General features: G+C 67.2%; 18 protein-coding genes. 12 read left to right on the forward strand and 6 right to left on the reverse strand.

The window, feature by feature from the left end:
• Positions 1–3: 3 nt before the first annotated feature.
• Both HEP75_RS06275 and HEP75_RS06280 read right to left on the reverse strand, forming a co-directional pair.
• On the reverse strand, positions 4–1,698 hold the full coding sequence (locus HEP75_RS06275; protein WP_185825835.1) for an alpha-L-fucosidase: 1,695 nt from the start codon (positions 1,696–1,698) through the stop codon (positions 4–6).
• Positions 1,699–1,801: 103 nt separating this feature from the next.
• Complete coding sequence (locus tag HEP75_RS06280; RefSeq protein WP_185825836.1) at positions 1,802–4,420, reverse strand: TonB-dependent receptor; 2,619 nt, start codon at positions 4,418–4,420, stop codon at positions 1,802–1,804.
• A gap of 893 nt (positions 4,421–5,313) precedes the next feature.
• Here HEP75_RS06280 and HEP75_RS06285 point away from each other — a divergent pair.
• The gene (locus HEP75_RS06285) at positions 5,314–6,336 is read left to right on the forward strand and encodes a glucokinase family protein (RefSeq protein WP_185825837.1); all 1,023 of its coding nucleotides are present in this window, start codon (positions 5,314–5,316) and stop codon (positions 6,334–6,336) included.
• 355 nt (positions 6,337–6,691) lie between these two features.
• Here HEP75_RS06285 and HEP75_RS06290 read toward each other — a convergent pair whose 3' ends face one another.
• The 3 genes from HEP75_RS06290 to bioA all read right to left on the reverse strand — a co-directional run bounded on the left by HEP75_RS06290 (position 6,692) and on the right by bioA (position 11,919).
• A complete protein-coding gene (locus HEP75_RS06290) occupies positions 6,692–9,310 on the reverse strand; it encodes a TonB-dependent receptor (RefSeq protein WP_185825838.1) in 2,619 nt (872 codons plus the stop codon).
• Positions 9,311–9,805: 495 nt separating this feature from the next.
• Complete coding sequence (locus tag HEP75_RS06295) at positions 9,806–10,537, reverse strand: 16S rRNA (uracil(1498)-N(3))-methyltransferase (protein WP_185825839.1); 732 nt, start codon at positions 10,535–10,537, stop codon at positions 9,806–9,808.
• On the reverse strand, positions 10,528–11,919 hold the full coding sequence (bioA, locus tag HEP75_RS06300) for an adenosylmethionine--8-amino-7-oxononanoate transaminase (RefSeq protein WP_185825840.1): 1,392 nt from the start codon (positions 11,917–11,919) through the stop codon (positions 10,528–10,530). The genes HEP75_RS06295 and bioA overlap by 10 nt, the downstream gene beginning before the upstream one ends.
• 74 nt (positions 11,920–11,993) lie before the next feature.
• Between bioA and nudE the strand changes: the two genes are divergently transcribed.
• The 11 genes from nudE to HEP75_RS06360 all read left to right on the forward strand — a co-directional run bounded on the left by nudE (position 11,994) and on the right by HEP75_RS06360 (position 20,361).
• Positions 11,994–12,548, forward strand: a complete 555-nt coding sequence (nudE, locus tag HEP75_RS06305; protein ID WP_185815653.1) for an ADP compounds hydrolase NudE — start codon at positions 11,994–11,996, stop codon at positions 12,546–12,548.
• The gene (gene cysQ, locus HEP75_RS06310; protein ID WP_185825841.1) at positions 12,545–13,345 is read left to right on the forward strand and encodes a 3'(2'),5'-bisphosphate nucleotidase CysQ; all 801 of its coding nucleotides are present in this window, start codon (positions 12,545–12,547) and stop codon (positions 13,343–13,345) included. Before nudE ends, cysQ begins: the two co-directional genes overlap by 4 nt.
• A gap of 272 nt (positions 13,346–13,617) precedes the next feature.
• Positions 13,618–14,397: a nucleoside triphosphate pyrophosphohydrolase gene (mazG, locus tag HEP75_RS06315; protein WP_255424083.1), complete on the forward strand. Its 780-nt coding sequence runs from the start codon at positions 13,618–13,620 to the stop codon at positions 14,395–14,397.
• Positions 14,397–14,720 (forward strand): YnfA family protein, encoded by a 324-nt coding sequence (locus tag HEP75_RS06320; protein ID WP_185822571.1) that lies wholly within the window; start codon positions 14,397–14,399, stop codon positions 14,718–14,720. The genes mazG and HEP75_RS06320 overlap by 1 nt, the downstream gene beginning before the upstream one ends.
• Before the next feature lie 246 nt (positions 14,721–14,966).
• Positions 14,967–15,269 carry a DUF962 domain-containing protein gene (locus tag HEP75_RS06325; RefSeq protein WP_185825843.1) on the forward strand — a complete coding sequence of 101 codons (303 nt, stop codon included), beginning with the start codon at positions 14,967–14,969 and terminating at the stop codon, positions 15,267–15,269.
• Between the two features lie 66 nt (positions 15,270–15,335).
• Positions 15,336–16,304 (forward strand): SPFH domain-containing protein, encoded by a 969-nt coding sequence (locus tag HEP75_RS06330; RefSeq protein WP_185815658.1) that lies wholly within the window; start codon positions 15,336–15,338, stop codon positions 16,302–16,304.
• Positions 16,305–16,307: 3 nt separating this feature from the next.
• The gene (locus HEP75_RS06335; RefSeq protein WP_185825844.1) at positions 16,308–16,739 is read left to right on the forward strand and encodes an NfeD family protein; all 432 of its coding nucleotides are present in this window, start codon (positions 16,308–16,310) and stop codon (positions 16,737–16,739) included.
• Positions 16,740–16,992: 253 nt separating this feature from the next.
• Entirely contained in the window at positions 16,993–18,099 is a 1,107-nt protein-coding gene (gene gcvT, locus HEP75_RS06340) for a glycine cleavage system aminomethyltransferase GcvT (RefSeq protein ID WP_185825845.1), read from the forward strand.
• Between the two features lie 100 nt (positions 18,100–18,199).
• A complete protein-coding gene (gene gcvH, locus HEP75_RS06345; RefSeq protein WP_185825846.1) occupies positions 18,200–18,595 on the forward strand; it encodes a glycine cleavage system protein GcvH in 396 nt (131 codons plus the stop codon).
• Positions 18,596–19,276: 681 nt separating this feature from the next.
• The gene (locus HEP75_RS06355; RefSeq protein WP_185825848.1) at positions 19,277–19,564 is read left to right on the forward strand and encodes a hypothetical protein; all 288 of its coding nucleotides are present in this window, start codon (positions 19,277–19,279) and stop codon (positions 19,562–19,564) included.
• 338 nt (positions 19,565–19,902) lie between these two features.
• Entirely contained in the window at positions 19,903–20,361 is a 459-nt protein-coding gene (locus tag HEP75_RS06360) for a histone H1-like repetitive region-containing protein (RefSeq protein WP_009600482.1), read from the forward strand.
• Between the two features lie 1,175 nt (positions 20,362–21,536).
• On the opposite strand, the gene HEP75_RS06365 is transcribed toward HEP75_RS06360, so the two are convergent.
• The gene (locus HEP75_RS06365; protein ID WP_185825849.1) at positions 21,537–22,925 is read right to left on the reverse strand and encodes a serine hydrolase domain-containing protein; all 1,389 of its coding nucleotides are present in this window, start codon (positions 22,923–22,925) and stop codon (positions 21,537–21,539) included.
• Between the last annotated feature and the right edge of the window lie 270 nt (positions 22,926–23,195).

Consider the following 23,195-nt stretch of genomic DNA (forward strand, 5'->3'; position numbering starts at 1 on the left):
CCGTCAGCGGGTGGAAGTGGGGAAGGGCAGGTCGATGCGGAACACGTAGGCGTGTTCGCCGGCGGGCTTGGTCGGCAGGGTCAGGTGCAGGCCGTCGGCGCGCTGTTCGAACGGCACCTTCTTGCCGGTGGCGAGCAGGGTCACGCCGCGCACGCCGTCGGCGGGGGTGAGCGAGCGGATCACCGCCTTGCCGCCGGCCGGCCAGCCCAGCTCGATCGCGTACAGCGCGCCGTGGCCGGTGGTGAAACGGAAATCCTCGGCGGTGTAGGGCTTGGTCTTGGTGTCCTGGAAGGTGCCGCCGACCACTTCGGTGGGGCCTTCGCCATAGGTGCGCCACGGCTGGCTGTCGTAGATCGCCTCGCCGTTGGTCTTCAGCCACTTGCCGATCGACAGCAGGATGTCGCGTTCGGTATCGGGGATCGAGCCGTCGGCGCGCGGGCCGATGTTGAGCATCAGGTTGCCGTTCTTGCTGACCACGTCCACCAGCATGTGCACGATGAAGGTCGGGGTCTTGTAGGTGTCGTTTTCGACATAGCCCCACGAGGCGTTGCTGACCGAGGTGTCGGTCTGCCAGTGGGTCGGGTGAATGCCGGTGAGCTGGCCGCGCTCGATATCCAGCGTGCCGGCGCCTTCCGGGAACGCGCCGAGCTTGTAGTTCACCACCACCCCGTCGCCGCGCGCGGCGCCGTGGTTGTAGTAGTACGACAGCATGGTCGGCAAGGTGCTGCGGAAGGTCGGGTGCGCGATCCACCAGTCGAAGTAGATCAGCTCCGGGTCATAGCGGTCGATCAGCTCGGTGGTGCGCGCCAGCCAGTCGTCCAGCCACGCCTGCGACACCGGCGTCCAGTCGTTGACGACATCGGCATCGTCCTTGCCCGGCAAACGGATCTGTGCCGGCCCGTACAGGCCGGCGTAGCGCGGATCGTTGACGTCCGAGTCGAACCTGCGGCCGCCGTCGAAGAACCAGTTGTGCTCGGCGCGGTGCGAGGACAGGCCGAAATGCAGGCCTTCGGCGCGGATCGCCTTGGACAGCTCGCCGATCACGTCGCGCTTGGGACCCATCTTGGTCGCGGTCCAGTCCGACAGCTGCGAGTCGTACATCGCGAAGCCGTCGTGGTGTTCGGCCACCGGCACCACGTAGCGCGCGCCGGCCTGGCGGAACAGCTTGGCCCAGCCCTGCGGGTCGAACTTGGGCGCGGTGAACAGCGGGATCAGGTCCTTGTAGCCGAAGGTGGACTGCGGGCCGTACGTCTCGCGATGGTGCGCGTAGTCCTGGCTGTCCTTGGCGTCGGGTTGGTACATGTTGCGCGAGTACCACTCGTTGCCGAAGGCCGGCACCGAGAACACGCCCCAGTGGATGAAGATGCCGAACTTGGCGTTGTCGTACCAGCCGGGCGAACGGTAGTTCTTCAGCGAGGCCCAGTCCGGGCGGAACGGTCCCTTGCGCGCGCCGGCATCGGCTTCGCGCACCAGCCGCGCGCGTTCGGGCGCGTACTTGGCGGTGGCCTGCAGCCACTGCTGGTCGATCTGTTCGGGACTGAGGGTGGTGGCGGTGGGCGCGGTCGGCGACGGCGCATCCGCGGCGCAGGCCGGCATGGCCGCCAACGCGAAAATGAGGGAAAAGCTGCTTGCCAGAGTCTTGCGTACAGCTCCGGCGTGGCGGGATCGGTCCGCGCGCAGGCGGGTCTCGGACGTCATGGAACTGCACTCCTCTGTAGAAAACGCGATGCCGGCGCAAACCAAACGCCGGGCAAAAAAAGGGCGCGCCACCGTGGAGGGTCGGTGGCGCGCCAGTCCTACATCAGAACTTGAAGTTCAGCTGCGCCTGGTAGCCGCGGCCGTTCTTGTACATGCCGATCGGCGCGTACTTGACCTCGTTGTACCAGTAGTACGTGGAGTCGAGCAGGTTGGTGGCGCTGACGCTGACGCTCATCCAGTCGTTGATCTCGTACGAGGCGGTCAGGTCCAGCTGCTTGTACTCGTCGGTGAACACGTTCGAGTCCAGGCGGCCGATCTGGGTGAAGTACTTGGAGCGGTAGCTGTAGTTCACCCGCACCATCCACGGACCGTTTTCCCAGTACGGGATCACGTTGTAGGTGTTGCGCGACAGGTACGGCAGGTTCAGGCCGTCCTCGGAGCTGGACTCGGCGTAGGTGTAGTTCGCCTGCAGGCCGAAGCCGTAGCCGAACGCCTGCTGGTAGTTCAGCGACGCGCCCTTGACCTTGGCGCCGGTGGCGTTGATCGGGCGGGTCACGCTGTACGGCTGGTTGACGATGCCGTTGGTCGGGTCGCTGAGGATCTCCGTGGTCGTGGTGCTGACGATGTAGGAGCTGATGTCGCGATAGAACACTTCGGCCGACAGCATGCTGGACGGAGCGAAGTACCATTCGGCGGCCAGATCGTAGTTGGTCGACTCGTACGGCTTCAGGTCCGGGTTGCCGCCGCTGGCGGTCAGGTCGCCGCTGGTGCTGTTGAGCGAGAACGAACCGGCCAGGTCGCTGTAGCGCGGGCGTGCCATCACCTTGGCCGCGGAGAAGCGCAGCACCTTGGTGTCGTCCAGGTCATAGGCGATGTTGAAGCTGGGCAGCGGCTTCTTGTACTCGTTGCTGACCTGCTGGAACGCGTAGGTCGTGCCGCCATCGCTGGTCTGGTAGTACTGCGACTTGTCCTTGGTGTCGGCGTAGCGCAGGCCGACGTTGCCGCGGAACTTGCCGGCTTCGAAGTTCATCTGCGCGTACAGGTCGCTGGTGATTTCCTTGACGTCGTAGATCTGGCCGAACTTGGGCGTCAGCGCCGCCTGCGGCAGCCCCTTCAGATAGTCCAGCACCGAGTTGAGGTTGGCGGTCGGCCAGTTGACCAGGTCGCCGCTTGCGCCCAGGCCGTCGTACAGGCCGCCCGGCGTGGTGCCCGGGTTGAAGCCGGTCAGCAGCACGTCCTGGTTGGCGAAGATCGCGTTGCCGCGCGAGTTCTGGCCGTTGTCGTGGTTGATGTACTTGTAGCCCACCAGCACCTTGTTGAACGGGCCCCATTGCAGATCGCGGGCCGCATCGAACTGGAAGTACTTTTCCTTGTCCTCGGTGGTGGTGTACTCGAGGCCGCCGGCCTGCTGGCCGGAGGCCAGGCCCCAGTTGGACGCGCTGTTGTTGTCGTAGGTGACGCCGGTGTGGCTGCCGTCGTAGTTGAAGTTGTAGCCGCCGTCCTGCAGCAGGAACTTCATCAGGTACTCGGGATTCTTGCCGCCGGTGGCCTTGGTGGTGCCGGCCTGGGTGGTGAACACCCAGTTGTCGCCGTACCAGTCGTGGCGCAGGTTCACGCTCTTGGTGGTGACGGTGCTTTCGCGGTAATTGGTGTCGAGCTGGGCGTAGGGCTGGCCGGCGGCGCCGTCGGTGACGGTGCCGGAGGTGATGTAGCCGTTCTGCACGTTGGCGCTGGTGACTTTCTTCAGATCGTCGTTGCAGGCCGGACAGACGTAGCGCGATTCGCTGAAGTTGTTGTACTTGCCCTTGATGTAGATGCCGGTCAGGTTGAACTCGTTCTGCTCGTTCGGCTTCCACTGCAGCGCGCCCTGCAGGCCGTTGCGCTCGCGGGTCTGCTGGAAGTAGGCGCTGTTGATGCCGGCCGGCACCTTGGCGGTAGCAACGTTACCACCGTCGCCCGTGATATTGGCGGTGGCGGGGATGTTGGCGCCGGTGGTGTAGCCGAAGAACTCGATGCCGGCGCGCGAGATGTCCTGCTTGTCGTGGGTGGCGGAGATCAACGCGCCGAAGGTCTCGTCGTCGTTCTTCCAGCTCCACAGCGCCGAGCCGCGCGGGTTGCCTTCTTCCGAGCGGTCGTTGTAGTTGTAGCCGACCGAGCCGCGGATGGTGTTCTTCGGCAGGTCCAGCGGCTTGCGGGTGTGCACGATCACGGTGCCGCCGATCGAGCCTTCGTCGATGCGCGCTTCCGGGGTCTTGTAGACCTCCATCAGGCCGATGATTTCCGGCGACAGCAGGGTGTAGTTGAAGGTACGGCCGCTGGTGTCGGACGGGTTGCCGCCCCAGTCGCCCGAGGCGATGGTCTGGCCGTTGAGCAGCACGCGGTTCAGCGCCGGATCGGTGCCGTTGATGCTGACCTTCTCGCCTTCGCCGAACTGGCGGTCCACGCTGATGCCCGGCAGGTGCGCCAGCGACTCGGCGGCATTGGTGTCCGGGAACTTGCCGATGTCCTCGGCGCTGATCGCGTCGACGATGGAGTTGGCCGAGCGCTTGACCGCCTGGCTCTTCTCCAGCGAGGCGCGGTAGCCGGTGACGGTGATGGTGTCCAGTTCCTGGACGTTCTTCGACTCTGCGCCGGAAGCGGGTGCTTCCTGCGCCATAGCATTACCGGACAGGTACAGCGCGGCCATGATGCTGATGGCTAACGTGGTGGTGCGGCTATTCATTGGCTAAACCTCTGGGTTAGTACATGGGCATGAGGTGCCAACCGATGTTCCGGCGTGCTGGCCGCTGCCCGGCCTGTTGATTGCGCGGCACCTTGCGGTGGTTGCGCGTATCGCGTTTCGGTGCGCGTCGTCCGGTCGTTGACGCGGAAGTAGCCGGCCGGCGGCACCGAGGGCGCCGGTCCTTCCTTGTTTCCTGTTGAGTGACAACCAAATCCAGCAAAACCGTGCAAGGTGCAGTTGCCTGATGCGCGGGCGGGAGTCCCCCCGTTCCGTGCACCGGCGTTGGAGCCGTTTGCCTTCGTTGCGGGCCGCGGCCAGCGAACCTGCTGGCGCGGCCCTGCCAGGCACTGGATCGCGATGCACCGCTGTCCCGTGTCCCTGAACGAGGCGTGTCTTGAAGATGTAAAACTTGTATGCGACCGAGTCTGGTATAGCGTTGACAGCGTTGTCAACACTTACTTCACGGTATTTTGACAATTCTCGGCACGGATGCGACGGCAGGTGCCGAAGATGAATCCGCTTAGTTTCCTGTACGCTGCGTAGGTGCTTGTGCGGGAAAGGAAATCCACGCTGAGAACAAGGCCGGGTGGCGCGTTCGCGACTGCCTGCGCGCTGGGCTGCGACGCGCAACAGCACGACCTGCATCCCAGAATTTGTGCATTGCGGCGAATTTTCGCACGCCGTTTGTACCGGCTTTCGGGCGTTCCATCGGCAATGTCGGTGTCCTGTCGGAATAGCGCGACGAATCGGCCGCGATGGCTTATCGTGGAAGCAGTGACGGTAGAGCGACATTTGGGTGAATTTCATCTTGACAACGTTGTCAAGGTGGTCTGAAACTCGATCGATCAACAGGCCCCATCGGCTGCGCCCTGTGGGGCGCAACGGGAGAATACGTGTCCGCAAGCAGTTCACCAGTGGCAGCGGCCGGACCGCGCGCCGAGCCTTTCATCGCCGCCGACGTCGGCGGTACCCATGTGCGTATCGGCCTGGTGTCGCGCGGCGACGCCAGCGACAGCGTGCAGACGGTCAAGGTGCTGGACTATCGCAAGTACCGCTGCGCCGACTATCCGGGCCTGACCGAGATCATTGGCGAATTCCTGTCCGGCGTGCCGGGTCCGGCGCCGACCCGTGGCGTGATCGCCAGCGCCGGCTATGCGCTGGAAGACGGCAGGGTGATCACCACCAATCTGCCGTGGAGCCTGTCGCCGCCGGAGATCCGCGAGCGGCTGGGCATGCAGGCGCTGCACCTGGTCAACGATTTCGAAGCGGTGGCCTATGCGGCCTCGTCGATGGATGCCAGCGAAGTGTTGCATCTGACCGGCCCGCGCAAGGCGCAGCGCGGACCGGCGCTGGTCATCGGCCCGGGCACAGGGCTCGGCGCGGCGGTGTGGATTCCGACCAATGGCGGCGCCGTCGTGCTGGCCACCGAAGCCGGACACGCGGCCTTGCCGATCGGCAATGAACTGGAGATGGCGATCGCGCAGCGGCTGCTGCGCACGCGCAGCTATGTGCCGGTGGAACACCTGCTGTCCGGTCCCGGCCTGCTCAATCTCTATAAGGTGTTGTGCGAGCTGCACGATGTCGCGCCGGCGCATGCCGCGCCCAGCGAGGTCACCGCGGCGGCGCTGGCCGGCAACGATCCGCTGGCGCACGAAGCGCTGTCGGCGTTCTGCGGCCTGCTCGGCAGCGTGGTCGGCGACATGGCGCTGCTGTACGGCATCCAGAGCGGCATCTACCTGGCCGGCGGCTTCCTGCCGCAGATCGGCGAGTTCCTGGCCGCCAGCAGCTTCGTCGAGCGCTATTTGAACAAGGGCGCGATGCGTCCGGCGCTGGAGCAGATCCCGGTGAAGCTGGTGGAGCACGGCCAGCTCGGGGTGATCGGCGCGGCGAACTGGTTCTTGCAGCAGCAGCGCTAGCGCTCGCGGCGCGCGGGCTGCGTTGGCGAGATGGGAACATGGCATCGCGGCGCGCGGCGTGTCGGGGATCGTCCGTCGCCGCTGAAAGGACCCTGTAAAACCTCGCGTCCGGAATCGGTGCGATAGGGCATCATCGGCGTTGCCGTTCTCCTGTCGCGGCTGAAGCCGCTCCTACAGGAGCGAGCGGTGCGGCTTCTGTAGGAGCGGCTTCAGCCGCGACAGAAAGACGAAGCGGTCGCGAAGCCGCCGGTAGCGACCGCAAGCGCCGTCGCAGCGACGTTCGCTGGTGCCGCCCGCGGAGCGCCGATGCCTGCGACAACAGCGGCGGCCCGTGCGGCCGCCGCCATCGCCGCGGTTATAGCGTGAAGTGCACGCTGAGCATGTAGCCGCGCCCGTTCTTGTACAGATAGTAGGGCTGGCTCTCCTGGCCGACGTAGCTGTAGTAGGTCTCGTCGAGCAGGTTGGTGCCTTCCAGCTGCAGTTTGACCTTGTCGGTGATGGCGTAGGACACCGACGCATCGAGCTGGGTGAAGTCGTCGGTCATCTGGTTCGCGCCCAGGCGCCCGATCTGGGTGAAGTAGGCCGAGCGCCAGCCCAGGGTCAGCCGCGCCTCCCAGGGCCCTTTCTCGAAGTAGGGGCTGAGGTTGTAGCTGTTCTTGGAGTTGTAGGGCAGGTTGTAGTCGCCCTGGGTATCGGCCTTGGAGTAGGTGTAGTTCGCCGCCACGCCGAAGCCGCCGCCCAGTTCCTGCTGGTAGCTCAGCGACACGCCCTTGACCTTGGCCGCGCCGGAATTCTGCGGCAGCGTCACCTCGTAGATGTCCTCGCGGTTGTAGGTGTTGTTGTGCAGCGGTTGCTGCACCAGGGTCTGCAGGATGTAGTTGGAGATGTCGCGGTAGAACAGTTCGCCGGCGAGCACGCTGTTGGGCGCGAAATACCATTCCAGCGAGGCGCCGTAGTTGGTGGAGCGGTACGGATCCAGCGCCGGATTGCCGCTGCTGGCGGTGAGCTTGTTGTCGTCGGCGTTGACGTAGGGCGTGAGGTCGGCATAGCGCGGCCGCGCGATCACCTTGGCCGCGGCCACGCGCAGGATCAGCGCGTCGGACAGGTCGTAGGCGAAGTTAAGCGACGGCAGCCATTCGCCGTAGGACTTGTTGTAGCGCACCGGCGCATAGGCGCTGCCGTCGTACTGGTAGCCGCCGATCGCGTCGCGGGTGTTGACGTAGCGCACGCCGATGTTGCCGCGGTAGTTGTAGCCGGAAAAATCCGCCTGCAGATACGCGGCGCGGTTGCGCTCGACCACGTCGAAGCTGCTGCCGTAGCTGGGCGCGAGCGTATCGCTGCCGGGCAGGCCGCCGACGTAGTCCACCAGCGCGCCAGGGCTTTGCCGCGGCCAGTGGTGCATGTCGTCGCTGACCGACAGACCGTCCAGATAGCCGCCGGGCGTGCCGCCGCCATAGACCGCGGCCAGCGTGGTGTTCGGGTCGGCGGGGAAGCTGTCGTAGTACATGTCCTGCGCGGTGCTGTGGCGCGTGGCCTTGACCCCGGCGCGCAGCTTGGTGATCGGCCCCCAGGCCACGTCGTGGTCGAAGTCCAGTTGCGCGTAGCGCTCCTTGTCCAGGTTTGGATAGCGGTTGACGGTGGCGCCTAGCACCGACATCGATTCCAGCGCCGACGGCGGCACCGCGTAGTCCACGCCGACGTTGCGGTGATCGATGGCGTAGTCGTAGCCGCCGTTGCCGCGGAAGGTGAGGCCGTAGATGCGATCGGCGCCGCCGGCCGAGCGGGTCGCGCCGACCTGGCCGGAGACGTTCCAGCCGTCGCCGTGCCAGTCGCCGCGCAGGGTGTTGCTGCTGGTCTTGACCGTGGTCTTGCGCACGTACGAATCGAGGATGGTTTCGGCGTTGTCGCCATAGGCGCCGGAGGTGGCGACGCCGTCGGTCACGTCCAGCGCGGTGGCGTTGGCCGGCACGAAGTTGGCGTAGCGGCTCTGGTTGACGTTGTCGAAGGTCTCCTCGACGTACAGGCCGGTGTAGGTCAGCTCGAAGGCATCGTTCGGCTTCCACTGCAGCGAGCCGGTGACGCCGTCGCGCTTGCGGGTCTGGGTGAACAGTGCGCTGTTGATCGCGGTGGGGTAGACCCCTTGCTTGCCGGCGGCGACCGCGTCGGGGAAGCCGGCGTCCTGGATGTCGCTGTAGCCGAAGATCTCCACGCCGTCGCGGCGCAGTGAGCGCTCCGAATGCATCACCGAGCCGAGTACGCCGAGCGTGCCGGCGTCGTTCTTCCAGTTGTACAGCAGCGAGGCGTTGGGCTTGCCGTCCTCGGAGCGGTCGTTGTAGCCGTAGCTCACGCTGCCGGTCAGCAGGTTCTTGTCCAGTTCCAGCGGCTTGCGCGTGTGCAGGATCACGGTGCCGCCCAGGCTGCCTTCGTCGATGCTGGCCTGCGGGCTCTTGTAGACCTCGGCGCTGCCGATCACTTCCGGCGCCAGCAGCGAGTAGTTGAACGAGCGGCTGTCCGGATTGTTCGGATCGCCGCCCCAACTGGTGGAGGCGATACTCTGGCCGTTGAGCAGCACCCGGTTCAGGGCCGGATCGGTGCCGAGGATCGAGACCTTCTCGCCCTCGCCGAACTGGCGATCGACGCTGACCCCGGGCAGGTGCGACAGCGATTCGGCGACGTTGGCGGCGGGAAACTTGCCGACGTCCTCGGCCGAGATCGCATCAACGATCGCATCGGCATTGCGCTTGATGTTGAGCGATTTCTGCAGGCTGGCGCGGTAGCCGGTGACCTTGACCGCATCCAGTTCCTGTACCGCCGCGGGCGCGGCTTGGTCGCTGGCGGCGGTGCCGCTGTCGGTCGCGGGCGCTGTCGCGGCGTCGTTCTGTGGCGGGGGGACTTGCTGGGCGAAGACGCTGGCCGGTGCGGCCAGCGCCGCGGCGATGGCGAAGGCCAGGGGAGCGAGGCGGGTGTGGTTCAAGCGGGCGGTCTCCGAAAGGTGCGCAGGACGCGAAAGGCCCGCCGGCGTGGCGGCAGGCAAGTGATGCCCTCGGCCCGGATGCGGCGCGATGGGCGAATGGAAAACAAGGGCGGGCCGTGCATGCCGCCGAGTGGCGGAGACGGCGTATCGGGATCGGCATCGGCGCTGTGGTGCGTGCCGGCGGGCGCGCCGCACATGGGCGCGGCAGCGGCGGATGGCGCACGCGGCTGCGCGTGCGTGGGTTGTGCGGACCGGCGGCCATGCGCTGGCGGGCCGTGTCGTTCGTTGCGCCGGTTCAAGCCGGAAGCACCCCGCGCGATGGCTCAGGAGCGCCGACTGTGTCGCGCTTGTCCTTCGTTGTCAACGCGCGTTGCGGTTAAATAATCGCTAAGAAAAGCGCTGTTTTAAAGGTGAAATCGACAATTCGCGCGGCTTCGGTAGCACCGTCGCAGCACGCCTGCGGTCAACGATGTCTACGCGATTGCGTGCGCCGGTTCACAGGTCGCCGCAGCGCGCCTGCAATGCCGCGATCGCGGCCAGGCCGGCGGTCTCGGTGCGCAGGATACGCGGTCCCAGGCGCAGGCCGGCGAAGCCGGCGGCGTGCAGCGCGGCGCGGTCGCGCGGCGACCAGCCGCCCTCCGGGCCGATCGCGATCGTCGCCGCGTTGCTGGCGATGTCCAGCGTGCGCAGCCGGTGTTCGCCTTGCGGATCCAGGGTGAGCTTCAGCTGCGTGCCGGCCACCGCAGCGGCGGCGTCGGCCAGCGCCAGCGGCGCGGCCAGGCTGGGCACGCGCGCGCGGCCGGACTGTTCGCAGGCCGAGACCACGACGCTGCGCCAGTGCGCCACGCGCTTGTCGGTGCGTGCCGCATCCAGCTTCACCTCGGTGCGCTCGGCCCACACCGGCACGATCGCGGCCACGCCCAGTTCGGTCGCCTTCTGCAGGATCAGGTCCATCTTCTCGCCGCGCGCCACGCCCTGCAGCAGGGTGATCGCCAGCGGCGATTCGTTGTCCGCCGGCTGCGCCGCACCGATCCGCGCGCTGGCGCCGCGCTTGCCGACCTGCAGCAGTTCGGCGTCGTAGTCGCAGCCGTCGCCGTTGAACAGCACGCAGCGGTCGCCTTCGCGCAGCCGCAGCACGCGCAGCAGATGCCCGGCGACGTCCTCGGGCAGCACCACGTCCTCGCCTTCGCGCAACGGCAGCTCGACATGGCAGCGGGTCAGGCGCATGCCACGGCCTCGTCGATCGCGGCCAGGGTGGTCTCGGCGAGCAGCGCCAGCTGCGCGTCGTCCACGCAGTACGGCGGCATCCAGTACAGCACGTCGCCCAGCGGGCGCAGCACCACGCCGCGCTGCAGGGCGGCGCGGTACGCGCACAGGCCGACCCGCGCGCCGGCCGCGAACGGGGTGCGTTTGTCGCCGTTGCGGGTCAGTTCGAACGCCACCACCATTCCGGCCTGGCGCACGTCGGCCACATGCGGATGGTCGTTGAACGGCGCCGACAGCGCGCGCATGGTTTCGGCGGTGCTGCGGTTGCGCGCGATCACGTCGTCCTGCTGGAAGATCCGCAGGCTGGCCAGCGCGGCGGCGCAGGCCAGCGGATTGCCGGTATAGCTGTGCGAGTGCAGGAAGGCGCGCTCGCGGCTGTCGTCGAGGAAGGCGTCATATAAGTGTTGCGTGGCCAACACCGCCGACAGCGGCAGGAAGCCGCCGGTCAGGCCCTTGGACAGGCACAGCAGGTCCGGCATCACCCCGGCCTGCTCGCAGGCGAACAGGGTGCCGGTACGGCCGAAGCCGGTGGCGATCTCGTCGGCGATCAGGAACGCGCCGTTGGCGTCGCACAGCTCGCGCGCGCGGCGCAGATAGGCCGGGTCGTGCATGCGCATGCCGCCGGCGCACTGCAGGCGTGGCTCCAGGATCACCGCGCAGATCTCGCCCGGATGGCGGTCGAACAGGTCGGCCAGCGCATCGGCGGCGGCATCGGCGCGCTGCCGCGCGCTCTGCCCCGGCGCGGCCAGGTAGGCGTCGGGCGAGGGCGCGAACAGGGCTTCGCACAGCAGCGGCGCGTACACCCGCCGGTACAGCGGGATGTCGCCGACCGCCAGCGCGCCGATGGTCTCGCCGTGGTAGCCGTTCTCCAGCGCGACGAAACGGGTGCGGCGGGTCTCGCCGCGGTTGTGGAAATAGTGGAAGGCCATCTTCAGCGCCACTTCGACCCCGGCCGAGCCGTTGTCGGCGTAGAACACCTTGGCCAGCGGCGCGCGCCCGTCCTGGCGCGGCGCCAGCGCCAGCAGCTGCTCGGCCAGTTCCACCGCCGGCGCGTGGCTGAAGCCGGCCAGCATCACCTGTTCCAGCTGGGTGGCCTGCGCGGCGATGGCCGCGGCGATGCGCGGCTCGCTGTGGCCGAACAGATTGGTCCACCAGCTGCTCACCGCATCCAGGTAGCGGTTGCCTTCGTGATCGATCAGCCAGGCGCCTTCGCCGCGCGCGATCGGCAGCAGCGGCAGGGTGTCCGGATGCTCGCGCATCTGCGTGCAGGGGTGCCACAGCACCGCCAGGTCGCGTTGCCGCCAGGCGGCGGCAGTCTGTGATGCGGTCAGGTCTGTTAGCATTTCGCGCTCATGAACAGGTTCTTCGCTCCGTGCATTCTATCGGTCGACGCTGCAAAGCGCCGCGGGGTGCCGGCGTGAGCCGTCCGCTGCCGATCATCCACGCGCTGCGCGAGCGCGGCGAGTCGGCCATGGAGCGCAAGGTCGAAGAGCTGGACCTGGAGTTCAGCAACGGCGAACGGCGCGTGTTCCACCGACTCAAATCCCCCGGCCACGGCGCGGTGGTGGTGGTGCCGATGCTGGACGCGCAGACCGTGCTGCTGGTGCGCGAGTACGCCGCCGGCGTGCATCGCTACGAACTGGGCCTGGTCAAGGGCCGCATCGACGCCGGCGAGACGCCGCTGCAGGCGGCCGACCGCGAACTCAAGGAAGAGGCCGGCTACGGCGCCCGGCAGCTGCAGGTGCTGCGCGCGATGACCCTGGCGCCCACGTATATGAGCCACCAGTCCTGGCTGGTGCTCGCGCAAGATCTCTATCCCGAAAAACTTGCCGGCGACGAGCCGGAGGAACTAGAAGTGGTGCCCTGGAAACTGGCTGAACTGGATCAACTGATGTTGCGTGAGGATTTTTCCGAAGGGCGTTCGCTGGCGGCGCTGTTCATCGCCCGCGAGTGGCTGGGTCGTAGCGGATGATCCGCATCACCGCAGACCTGCGCGAAACCGTCATCGCCATCGCCATCGACGCCGCCGCGGCGATCATGGCCGTCTACGCCACCGGCTTCGAGGTCGAGCACAAGGCCGACGCCAGCCCGCTGACCCAGGCCGACCTGGCCGCGCACCGGATCATCGTCGAAGGCCTGGAACGGCTGACCCCCGACCTGCCGGTGCTGTCCGAGGAATCGGCGCACATTCCATGGGACGTGCGCGAGCACTGGACCAGCTACTGGCTGGTCGACCCGCTCGACGGGACCCGCGAGTTCGTCAAGCGCAACGGCGAGTTCAGCGTCAACATCGCGCTGATCCACCAGGGCGCGCCGGTGTTCGGCGTGGTCCAGGCGCCGGTCGATGGCCGCGTCTGGCACGCGGTGCGCGGCGAGCAGGCGTACCGGCGCGACGGTTTCCGCGACACCGCGCTGAACACGCGGCGCCCGGCCGGCGCGCCGCTGCGGGTGGCGGCCAGCCGCTCGCACCGCGATCCGCGCACCGACGCGCTGCTGCTGCGCATGGGCGAGACCGAGGTGATCGCGCAGGGTTCGTCGCTGAAGTTCTGCCGCATCGCCGACGGCGAGCTGGACGTGTACCCGCGCTTCGGCCCGACCTCCGAATGGGATACCGCGGCTGGCCAGTGCGTGCTGCAGGCGGCCGGCGGCACCTTGCTCGCCGCCGATACCGGCAAGCCGTTCCGCTACAACCGCCGCGAATCGCTGCTCAACGGCGATTTCCTGGCGCTGGGCGATCCCACGCTGCCGTGGCGCAGCTGGCTGGGCTGAGCGGACGCTGCCGCCGGCAGCGGCGTAGGGCTGCCAGGCGGCGTCGCGGCTGACGCCGCCGCAATGCGCGCCTCGGTAACCAGGCGCGATGACGGCGTTGCAGCCATGCGCCGCCGGCCGTTCGCATGCGCCGCATCGCCGCTCGCCATGCCGCCGGCCGCTCATCGTGCGGGCCGCTCTGCCACACTAACCGGCAGGCGGCGCCGTTGCCGTCGCATCGGAACCCGCACGTGACCGCAGCCCGCTACGACCTTCCCGCCCTGCTCGAGATCATGGCGCGCCTGCGCGATCGCGAGCACGGCTGCCCCTGGGACCTGGAGCAGGATTTCGCCAGCATCGCCGCGTACACCATCGAAGAGGCGTACGAAGTCGCCGACGCGATCGACCGCAACGACCTGGGCGAGTTGAAGGACGAACTCGGCGACCTGCTGCTGCAGGTGGTGTTCCATGCGCAGATGGCGCGCGAGCAGGGCGCCTTCGGCTTCGACGACGTGGTGACCGCGATCAGCGACAAGATGGTGCGCCGCCACCCGCATGTGTTCGGCGACAGCCAGGTCGCCGACGCCGAGCAGCAGACGCTGAACTGGGAACAGATCAAGCACGACGAGCGCGCCGCAGCCGGCAAGACCGACAGCTCCGCGCTGGCCGGGATCGCCCGCGGCCTGCCGGAATGGCAGCGCGCGGTGAAGCTGCAGGCGCGCGCAGCGCGGATCGGCTTCGACTGGCCAGGGCCGGAGCCGGTGCTGGAAAAGTTGCAGGAAGAACTAGAGGAGGTGCGTGCGGAATTCGCGCGCGGCGCGGTGCAGGACAACCAGGCGCGGTTGCAGGACGAGATCGGCGATCTGCTGTTCGTCTGCGCCAATCTCGCGCGCCACGCCCAGGTCGATGTCGGTGCTGCGCTGCGCCATGCCAACCAGAAATTCGAACGCCGCTTCCGCGCGATGGAGCAGCTGGCGCAGCACGACGGCGGCGCGCTGGACGGCCTGTCGCTGCAGCAGCAGGAGGCGTACTGGCAGCGCGCCAAGCGCCAGGAGCGCGACGCGGCGCAATAATGAAGACGCTGCTGCTGTTCGTGCTGACCGCGCTGGCCGAAATCGTCGGCTGCTACCTGCCGTACCTGTGGCTGCGCGAGCAGGGCAGCGCATGGCTGTTGCTGCCGGCGGGCGCCAGCCTGGCCGCGTTCGTGTGGCTGCTGAGCCTGCATCCGGAGGCCAGCGGCCGCGTGTACGCCGCGTACGGCGGCGTCTACATCGCGGTGGCGCTGCTGTGGCTGTGGGCGGTGCAATCGATCCGGCCCACGCGCTGGGACCTGCTCGGCGCCGGCCTGTGCGTGCTCGGCATGGCGGTGATCATGTTCGCGCCGCGGCAGGGCTGAAGTACGCGCAGCGCGCGGGATCGGCGCCTGCCGTGCGTCGCGATCTTCCAGCGCGATGGTGGCGAACCTGGCCAAGAGGCGACGCTCGCATGTCGCAGGCGGCGCTTGGCGATGCCGCGTGTGACCACGTTGGAGGCGTTCGCTGCCAGCGGCGGGCCGGCCGCGCGAGCGCCGACACCCCTTCTTTAATGCGGGTACCAACGCGGCGTATGCTAGCTGCCTGCGTTGCCTCGGGAGGGCCACCGCGTGCGGCGTTTCGCCAGCTTCCGCGAGTTCTATCCATTCTATTTGAGCGAGCACCGGCATCCGCTGTCGCGCCGGCTGCATTTCGTCGGCAGCGCCGCAGTGCTGCTGGCGGTGCTGCTGGCGATCTGCACAGGAAAGCCGCGTTGGCTGTGGATCGCGCCGCTGTGCGGCTACGGCTGCGCCTGGATCGGGCATTTCTTCTTCGAGAAGAACCGCCCGGCCACCTTCCGTCACCCGCTGTACTCGTTCGCCGGCGACTGGGTCATGTTCAAGGACATGCTGCTCGGGCGCATCCGCTGGTAGCCGGCGCCGTCCCGGGCGCTCGCTATACTCGCTGGATAGACCCTTTCGGTTAAATGGAGCAAATCGATGCCGTCCACCTATTTCCTCGCGCTGGTGATCCTGGTCGCAGGCGTGATCGTGCTGTTCAAGACCGTGCGCATGGTGCCGCAGGGATTCCAGTGGACGGTGGAGCGCTTCGGCCGCTACACCCACACCTTGTCGCCCGGCCTGCACTTCCTGATTCCTGTGGTCTACGGCCTGGGCCGCAAGGTCAACATGATGGAGCAGGTGCTGGACGTGCCCAGCCAGGACGTGATCACCAAGGACAACGCAGTGGTGCGGGTGGACGGGGTGGTGTTCTTCCAGGTGCTGGACGCGGCCAAGGCCGCCTATGAAGTGTCGAACCTGGAGATCGCCACGATCGCGCTGGTGCAGACCAACATCCGTACCGTGATCGGCTCGATGGACCTGGACGAATCGCTGAGCCAGCGCGAGACGATCAACGCGCAGCTGCTCAACGTGGTCGACCATGCGACCAATCCGTGGGGCATCAAGGTCACCCGCATCGAGATCCGCGACATCCAGCCGCCGCGCGACCTGATCGATTCGATGGCGCGGCAGATGAAGGCCGAGCGCGAGAAGCGCGCGCAGATCCTCGAGGCGGAGGGCTCGCGGCAGTCGGAAATTCTGCGCGCCGAGGGCGAGAAGCAGGCCGCGGTGCTGGAGGCCGAAGGCCGCAAGGAAGCCGCATTCCGCGACGCCGAGGCGCGTGAGCGCCTGGCCGAGGCCGAAGCGCGCGCCACCACGATGGTGTCCAAGGCGATCGCCGAGGGCGACGTGCAGGCGATCAACTACTTCATCGCGCAGAAGTACGTGGAGGCGTTCAAGGAACTGGCCACCGCGCCGAACCAGAAGTTCGTGCTGATGCCGATGGAGTCCAGCGGCATCATCGGCTCGATCGCCGGCATCGGCGAACTGGCGCGCGAGGCGCTGAGCAAGCAGCAGTCCGCGCCGCCGGCGGTGCCGCGCGGCATGCCGCCGCGCAGCGGAGTCTGAGCGATGCGCGTCGAGGTGGTGGCGTGGGGCGCGCTGACCCTGCTGCTGTTCGCGGCCGAGGCGCTGGCGCCGGGCGCGTTCATGCTGTGGATGGGCTTCGCCGCCGCGGCGGTGTTCGTCGCCGTGCTGGTGCTGCCGGGCATCCCGCTGCTGCTGCAGATCGGCGCGTTTGTGGTGCTCAGCTTCGTCTCCATCCAGATCTACCGCACCTGGTTCCGCGGCCGCGACCGGGTCAGCGACCGGCCGCTGCTCAACCGCCGCGCCGAACAGTTGATCGGCCGAGTGGTGACGCTGGACCAGCCGATCCAGGCCGGCCGCGGCCGCGCCAAGGTCGACGACGCGTTCTGGGTGGTTGGCGGCCCCGACCTGCCGGCCGGCAGCGCGGTGCGCATCGTCGGGGTGGATGGCATGACGTTGCTGGTGCAGCCGGAGTAAGGCCGGGATTCGGGATTTGGAGGCTACCGTGCGTGCGCGGCATCTCCGCATGCTGCATGCATCCGTTGTAGGAGCGGCTTCAGCCGCGACAGGCATTATCAGAATCAGAGATTGTGTCGCGGCTGAAGCCGCTCCTACAACGGCGTGCCTTCGGGCTGGATCGTATGCGGCCGCCCCGAATCCCCCAATCCCGAATCTCCAATCCCGGCCGCTCGGCGGCGATAATGGGCGACTTTCCTCACGGACCCGCGCCATGACCCAGAAGACCATCCTCAACGACAGCCATCGCGCCCTCGGCGCCAAGATGGTCGACTTCGGCGGCTGGGACATGCCGATCCACTACGGCTCGCAGATCGACGAGCACCATCAGGTGCGCCGCGACGCCGGCATGTTCGACGTCAGCCACATGACCGTGGTCGACCTGCACGGCGCGCAGGTGCGCGCGTTCCTGCGCCACCTGCTGGCCAACTCGGTAGACAAGCTGAAGCTGCCGGGCAAGGCGCTGTACACCTGCATGCTCAACCCGCAGGGAGGGGTGATCGACGACCTGATCGTCTACTACATGTCCGACACCTTCTTCCGCCTGGTGGTCAACGCCGCCACGCGCAGCAAGGACCTGGCCTGGATCGGCGAGCAGGCGCAGAAGTTCGGCGTGGAAGTGCGCGAGCGCGAGGACTTCGCGATGATCGCGGTACAGGGCCCGAACGCGCGCGCCAAGGCGATCGGCCTGCTGCGCGAGGACGATCGCGCTGCGGTGCAGAAGCTGGGCCGCTTCGCCGCGTTCGAGGCGGTGTCGGCCGACGGCGTGGCGCTGTTCGTCGCGCGCACCGGCTACACCGGCGAAGACGGCTTCGAGATCGTGCTGCCGCAGGAGCAGGCGGTGGCGTTCTGGAACGCACTGCTGGAAGCGGGGGTCAAGCCGGCCGGCTTGGGCGCGCGCGACACGCTGCGCCTGGAAGCCGGCATGAACCTGTACGGGCAGGACATGGACGACAGCGTGTCGCCGTACGAGGCCGCGCTGGCCTGGACCGTGGCGCTGGACGAGGGCCGTGTGTTCATCGGCCGCGACGTGCTCGAGGCGCAGAAGGCCAACGGCGCGCCGCGGCAGATGATCGGCCTGGTGATGGACGACAAGGGCGTGCTGCGCCACGGCCAGAAGGTGCTCACCGCGCAGGGCGAAGGCGAGATCCTGTCCGGCACGTTCTCGCCGACGCTGGGCAAGGCGATCGCGTTCGCGCGCGTGCCGGCCGGCGCGCCCGGGCAGGTGCGGGTGGACATCCGCGGCAAGGAAGTGCCGGTGCGCGTGGTCAAGTTCCCGTTCGTGCGCGAAGGCCAGGTCCAGCCCGGCGTCCTCGAGTGAACCGGCCGCCGCCGCAATGCGCCCGCGACGTCGTTGCGGAGCATCCGGTTCGCTACACTAGCCACCCATCCCCGATACCGTCTTTTTCCGGAGCAGCCCCATGAGCGAGATCCCTGGCGACCTCAAATTCCTCAAGTCCCATGAATGGGCGCGCGTCGAAGGCAACGGTCACGTCACCGTCGGCATCTCCGAGCACGCCCAGGGCCTGCTCGGCGACCTGGTCTACGTCGAGCTGCCCAACGTCGGCGACGACGTCGTCGCCGGCAACGGCGTGGCCGTGGTCGAGTCGGTCAAGGCCGCCTCGGACGTGTACAGCCCGCTCACCGGCAAGGTGGTCGAGGTCAATGCCGCACTCAGCGACAAGCCGGAGACGATCAACGAGGACGCCTACGGCGAAGGCTGGATCTTCGTGTTGGAGATCGCCGATCCGGAGCAGTTGAACGACCTGCTGACCCCGGACGACTACGCCGAGTTGCTCGAGGAAGACGGCCACTGAGCCGAGTTCCACTTCGCGACAGCCGAACCGGCCGCCTTGTGCGGCCGGTTTTCGTTTGCGCCGCACAAAAGAAAGCGGCAGCAGGAAGCGGAGCGCGCTTTCGGTAGTGCGGAGGTTTGCCGATCAGGCGATCGGCATCTCTCTGAGTGGCCGACATAGCGGCGATCGGGTTTGACGCAGGCGGCGGATGCGGCACGCCAGGGCGAGGATGCCGGCCGCGCCGCACGCATCGATGCGCACGACGTGGTCGCCAAGTGGCGGAAGGCGACGCCGCTGCAGCGGCACCGGGACGCGGCGAACCGCGCGTCGGTTTTTTGGCAGTGACGGTGATGTGCATCGCAGTCGGGCGCCGCGGGCGAAGCATCTGCCGAACATCTGCCGATCGCAGCAGCGCTCGCTGCGCTGCGGCCAGCGTCGGCCAGCCGCGTCGCGTTCGTCCGGTCGGATGTGTTCGTCGTGGCGCGCATGCGCAGTGCTGCGGGTCGGTCGAGGCGAACATGCACGCCGCTGGCGGACGCGGTGGCGAGCGCAAACGCGACGCGTCCGATCGCGTGTGCGTGATGTGCCGGTGAGGAGCATGCGCAGACATGCGGGCGCTACAACGGCATCGTCGTCGCCGCCGCGATGCAGTGCGAGACGCCGCGCACGCGCGCTCGCAAGCGCCGAACAGCGCGAAAAAGTTTGCGCAGTTTTGCGCATTTGCTCTTGTGCGATGCCGGAACGGCGCATGCCGCGAAAAGTTTTTTTCAGCTCGCGGACAGGCTCGCGTATGCGCGCCGGGATGCCGCCGGCGCCGCGCGCGGCAGCGCGCGAAATGGCCGGTCGCATCGGCGTGTTGCAAAAAATCGCGGGAATTACCGCTGTTTTTGTTTGCGCCGAAGTTTCGTCGCGGGTTTCGCAACGGCTGTTGTCGAGGTCCGGCGGCTGCCGATCGCGGCGATCGGTGCGCTCGCGGCACGCGACGCCTGAAAAAAAATTGCGTAGAACTGTTGACAGTAAAAAAAAGCGTGATTAGGTTTCGCCCAGCAGACGTTGCTGCGCAAGCGAGTGAATCGGATCGACATCAGAACGCGAAGCACAACTTGGACCTCCACCAGGAACCTGACGATGGTGGATCAGGTGTCGCTTCCCTCCGAGAAACGCAACGTCTCCCCTGGCACGACACCCGTATCGAGCTTCGATACGGGTGTTTCTGTATCCGACCCGGCCCGCACTACGCGCCGGCGGATCCTGCAGGCGGACCATCGCCGCGGGTTTGCTTTAACTGGGCGTTTTCAATCCATAGTTCACTGACGAGGAGCCATCCCATGGCCACGAAAAAAGCTGCGAAAAAGAAGCCGGCCGCTAAGAAAGCGGTCAAGAAGACTGCCGCCAAGAAGCCGGCAGCGAAGAAGGTCTCGGTAAAGAAGGCGGTCAAGAAGGTCGCCAAGAAAGTCGCCAAGAAGGTCGCCAAGGTGAAGAAGGCCATCAAGAAGGCCACCACCAAGAAGACCACCGCGAAGAAGGCGGTAAAGAAGACCGCGAAGAAGGCGACCGCCAAGAAGGCCGCCACCAAGAAGACCGCGAAGAAGGCCACCGCCAAGAAGGCCGTAAAGAAGACCGCGAAGAAGGCCGTCGCCAAGAAGGCGGTAAAGAAGTCGGCTGCCAAGAAGCCGGCCGCGAAGAAGGCTGTCGCCAAGAAGGCCGTCGCGAAGAAGAAGCCGGTTGCCCGCAAGAAGAAGACCGCTCCGGTCGCGCTGCCGGCAACGCCCGCGCCGCTGATCTGATCTGATCCATCCCGATAGCCGTACCTAGAGCTCTCTCCCCGGTGCCCAGCGGGGAGGGAGCTTTTTTATGGGCGTCCGTTTGCCGTCGGAGTGGCGAGCTGCTTGCCATGGCGCCTAGGTGCCACGCACCTGCCGCCCATCTGCCACCGACGTGTCGCCTGCACGGTGGCTAGTCCTCAAGCCGGCGGTGTTGCCGCCATCGCGCTCTGTCGCCGCCTGGCACGTGTCCGATCTGTACTGAATTCCGACTGCTCTGTAGGCCACGCTGCTGCGCGAGTTCGCCAGGCGTCTGCCTCGCTGCCGCAGACGACGTGGTCGACGATGCCGCTTGGCTCCCCCGCGTCTGCTCGAGGGCATTAGGTGGCGTTGCCATGTCGCGCCGGCAGCCTCTGCGTTTTCAAACCATCCTCACCGCGCTCCACGTGCCCGTTGCTGCGCTGGCGGCGCCTGTGCGAGCGTGTGAGCGCGGGAGGGTAGACGCACGTGCTGGCAACCCAGCGCTGCAGTGCCGACTTGCCGTGCGGCCTGGCTGACTGATCCTGCTTCTCCACCGGGACCACGCGCCGCTTTCCGGGGAAGTTGGTGCGCAGGGTCGGGTCAGGCGGCGTGCGTAGCGGTGGGGTATGTGGCGAGGTGAGGTACATCGCCATGAGCATTCATTGCCACGAGGTGTCGCCTGGAGCCTTGCAGCAACTTCTTGCAGCGAATCTCGTCTAGACCCTTGCGGCAACTTCTTGCTGCGAGGCTTCGCCCGTACCCTCGCAGCAACCTCTTGTCGCTAGGCTTCGCCCGTACCCTCACCCCAACCCCTCTCCCGATGGGAGAGGGGCTTTATTCGCTTGATGGACTTGTGCGCGAGTGTCGGCAGCTGATCCGACGGCTGGTTGTCTTGGTGACAGACGACGGCCAAATCGCCAGTGACTTGTCGATCGATCGCTTCAAGCAGCGCTTCGACGTGGGCCGAGCCGCTACCGCACGCCGCCCCCTGTAGGAGCGGCTTCAGCCGCGACCCTATCGCCTGGGTTCCATCAACGTCGGATCAGGGCGCAATTGCTGGCTTGCGCAACCCAGTAGATTTTGTCGCTCTGAAGCGCAGCTCCCGCAAAGCCAACACGCAGACAGCAGAAAGGCGGCTCGCGCCGCCTTCCGCCGACTCCATCAGCAGACCGCCCGCGTCAGTGCGGCGACGCGGTCGACTTTGACGCGGAGGCGCCCTTCTTGTCCTTCGGATCCGGACGCTCGGCCATCATGTTGTCGCTGCCGAAGTCGGTGTCCACGTCCAGCCAGCGCTGCATCGGCAGGCCGATCGCGCGGTCGAGGATGGTCGGCAGCAGGCCGGAGGGCAGGCCGCTCTCGCCGTTCCACAGGATCGCCACGCCCAGGTCGCGTTCGGGCACCAGCGCGACCAGCCCGCGATAGCCCTGCACCGCACCGGCATGGAACACCACCTGGTGTCCCGAGTAATCGAAGATGCGCCAGCCCAGCGCGTAGCTGGCCGAGTTGACCCGCTCGCGGCGCCAGCCCGAGCGCATCTCGCCGGGGGTGGTGATCAGCGGTGCATGCAGCGTGGCCAGCAACGGCGCCGGCAGCACGTCCGGACGGTGCCCGGTCTGCGCGATCAGCCACTGCGCCATGTCGCTGATGCTGGCGTTGACGCCGGCGGCCGGGGCCAGCCGGTAGTAGGTGGGCTTGGGCATCAGCGACACCCAGCCGTTGCGGCTGCGCACGTGCGGACGCGCCCAGCGCGGGCTGGCCTGGATCCCGGCCAGGCCCATGCTGGCGTCGTTCATGCCCAGCGGCTTGAAGATGCGGCGCTCCACCGACTGCTCATAGAAGCTGCCGGAGGCGGCGAACACCACGTCGCCGATCAGGCTGAAGGCGACGTTCTGGTAGGCGTAGCAGTCGCCCGGCGCGCACTTGAGCGGCGCGTAGGCGAGCTTGTGGCTGAGCGTGTAGTAGTCGGTATTGGATTCGACGTCGCGGTCGTAGGCATTGTAGGTCAGGCCGACGCGATGGCTGAGCAGGTCGGCCACGTTCAACTGGCCGGTGGCGACCGGATCGCTGAGCTGGAAGCCGGGCACGTAGTCGACGACCTTGCTGTCCCAGCGCAGCGTGCCGTCGTTGACCAGCAGGCCGGCCATGGTGCCGGCGAAGGCCTTGGACAGCGAGGCGAGGCGGAACACGGTGTGCGCATCGACCGGCTCGGGGCGGTTGACGTCGGTGACGCCGTAGCCGCGCGCGCTGATCACCTGGCCGTTGTGCACGATCGCCACCGCCAGGCCGGGCACGCGTTCGCCGTAGGTGAGCTGCTCGGCCATCGCTTCCAGGCTGGCGACATCGAAGTCCCTGGCCAGCGGCAGCACCTTGCTGTCCGGCAGCGACGCGCGGTACGGCAGCGGCTGGGTCGGCGAGGTGTAGCGCGTGGCTTCGGTGTAGATCGGCGGCGGCAGCGGCTGCGAGGGCGCCGGCGTCTGCGCGGTGGAGGACATTGCAAAGGGCAGCAATACCCCGAGCATCCCGGTTGCCACCGGTCGAAGGAGCCGGTGCCTGCTGTTCTGTTTCATCGCGCGTGTGGCCTGTGAGGTGCTGCCGAAACCGATTCTAGCGCCGCTTTTCGCCATTGCACAAACCGGGAGAAGATGAATGGGCATCGTCTTGATCCTGCTGGTGATTTTGCCGAGCCGACAAGCCCGGCAACGCGGAGTCTGGAGCGGCTGCCGCAACGGCGCGGCAGGTGCCTGAAACGCATGCAATCGACGTGCCGAAGCCGCTGCGCTCGCCGCGGGCCAGGCTGAACCGTTGCCGGCGCAGTGACGGCGCGGTAGCGCTGCGGG

Source organism: Xanthomonas sp. SI (genome assembly GCF_014236855.1).
Taxonomy (GTDB): domain Bacteria; phylum Pseudomonadota; class Gammaproteobacteria; order Xanthomonadales; family Xanthomonadaceae; genus Xanthomonas_A.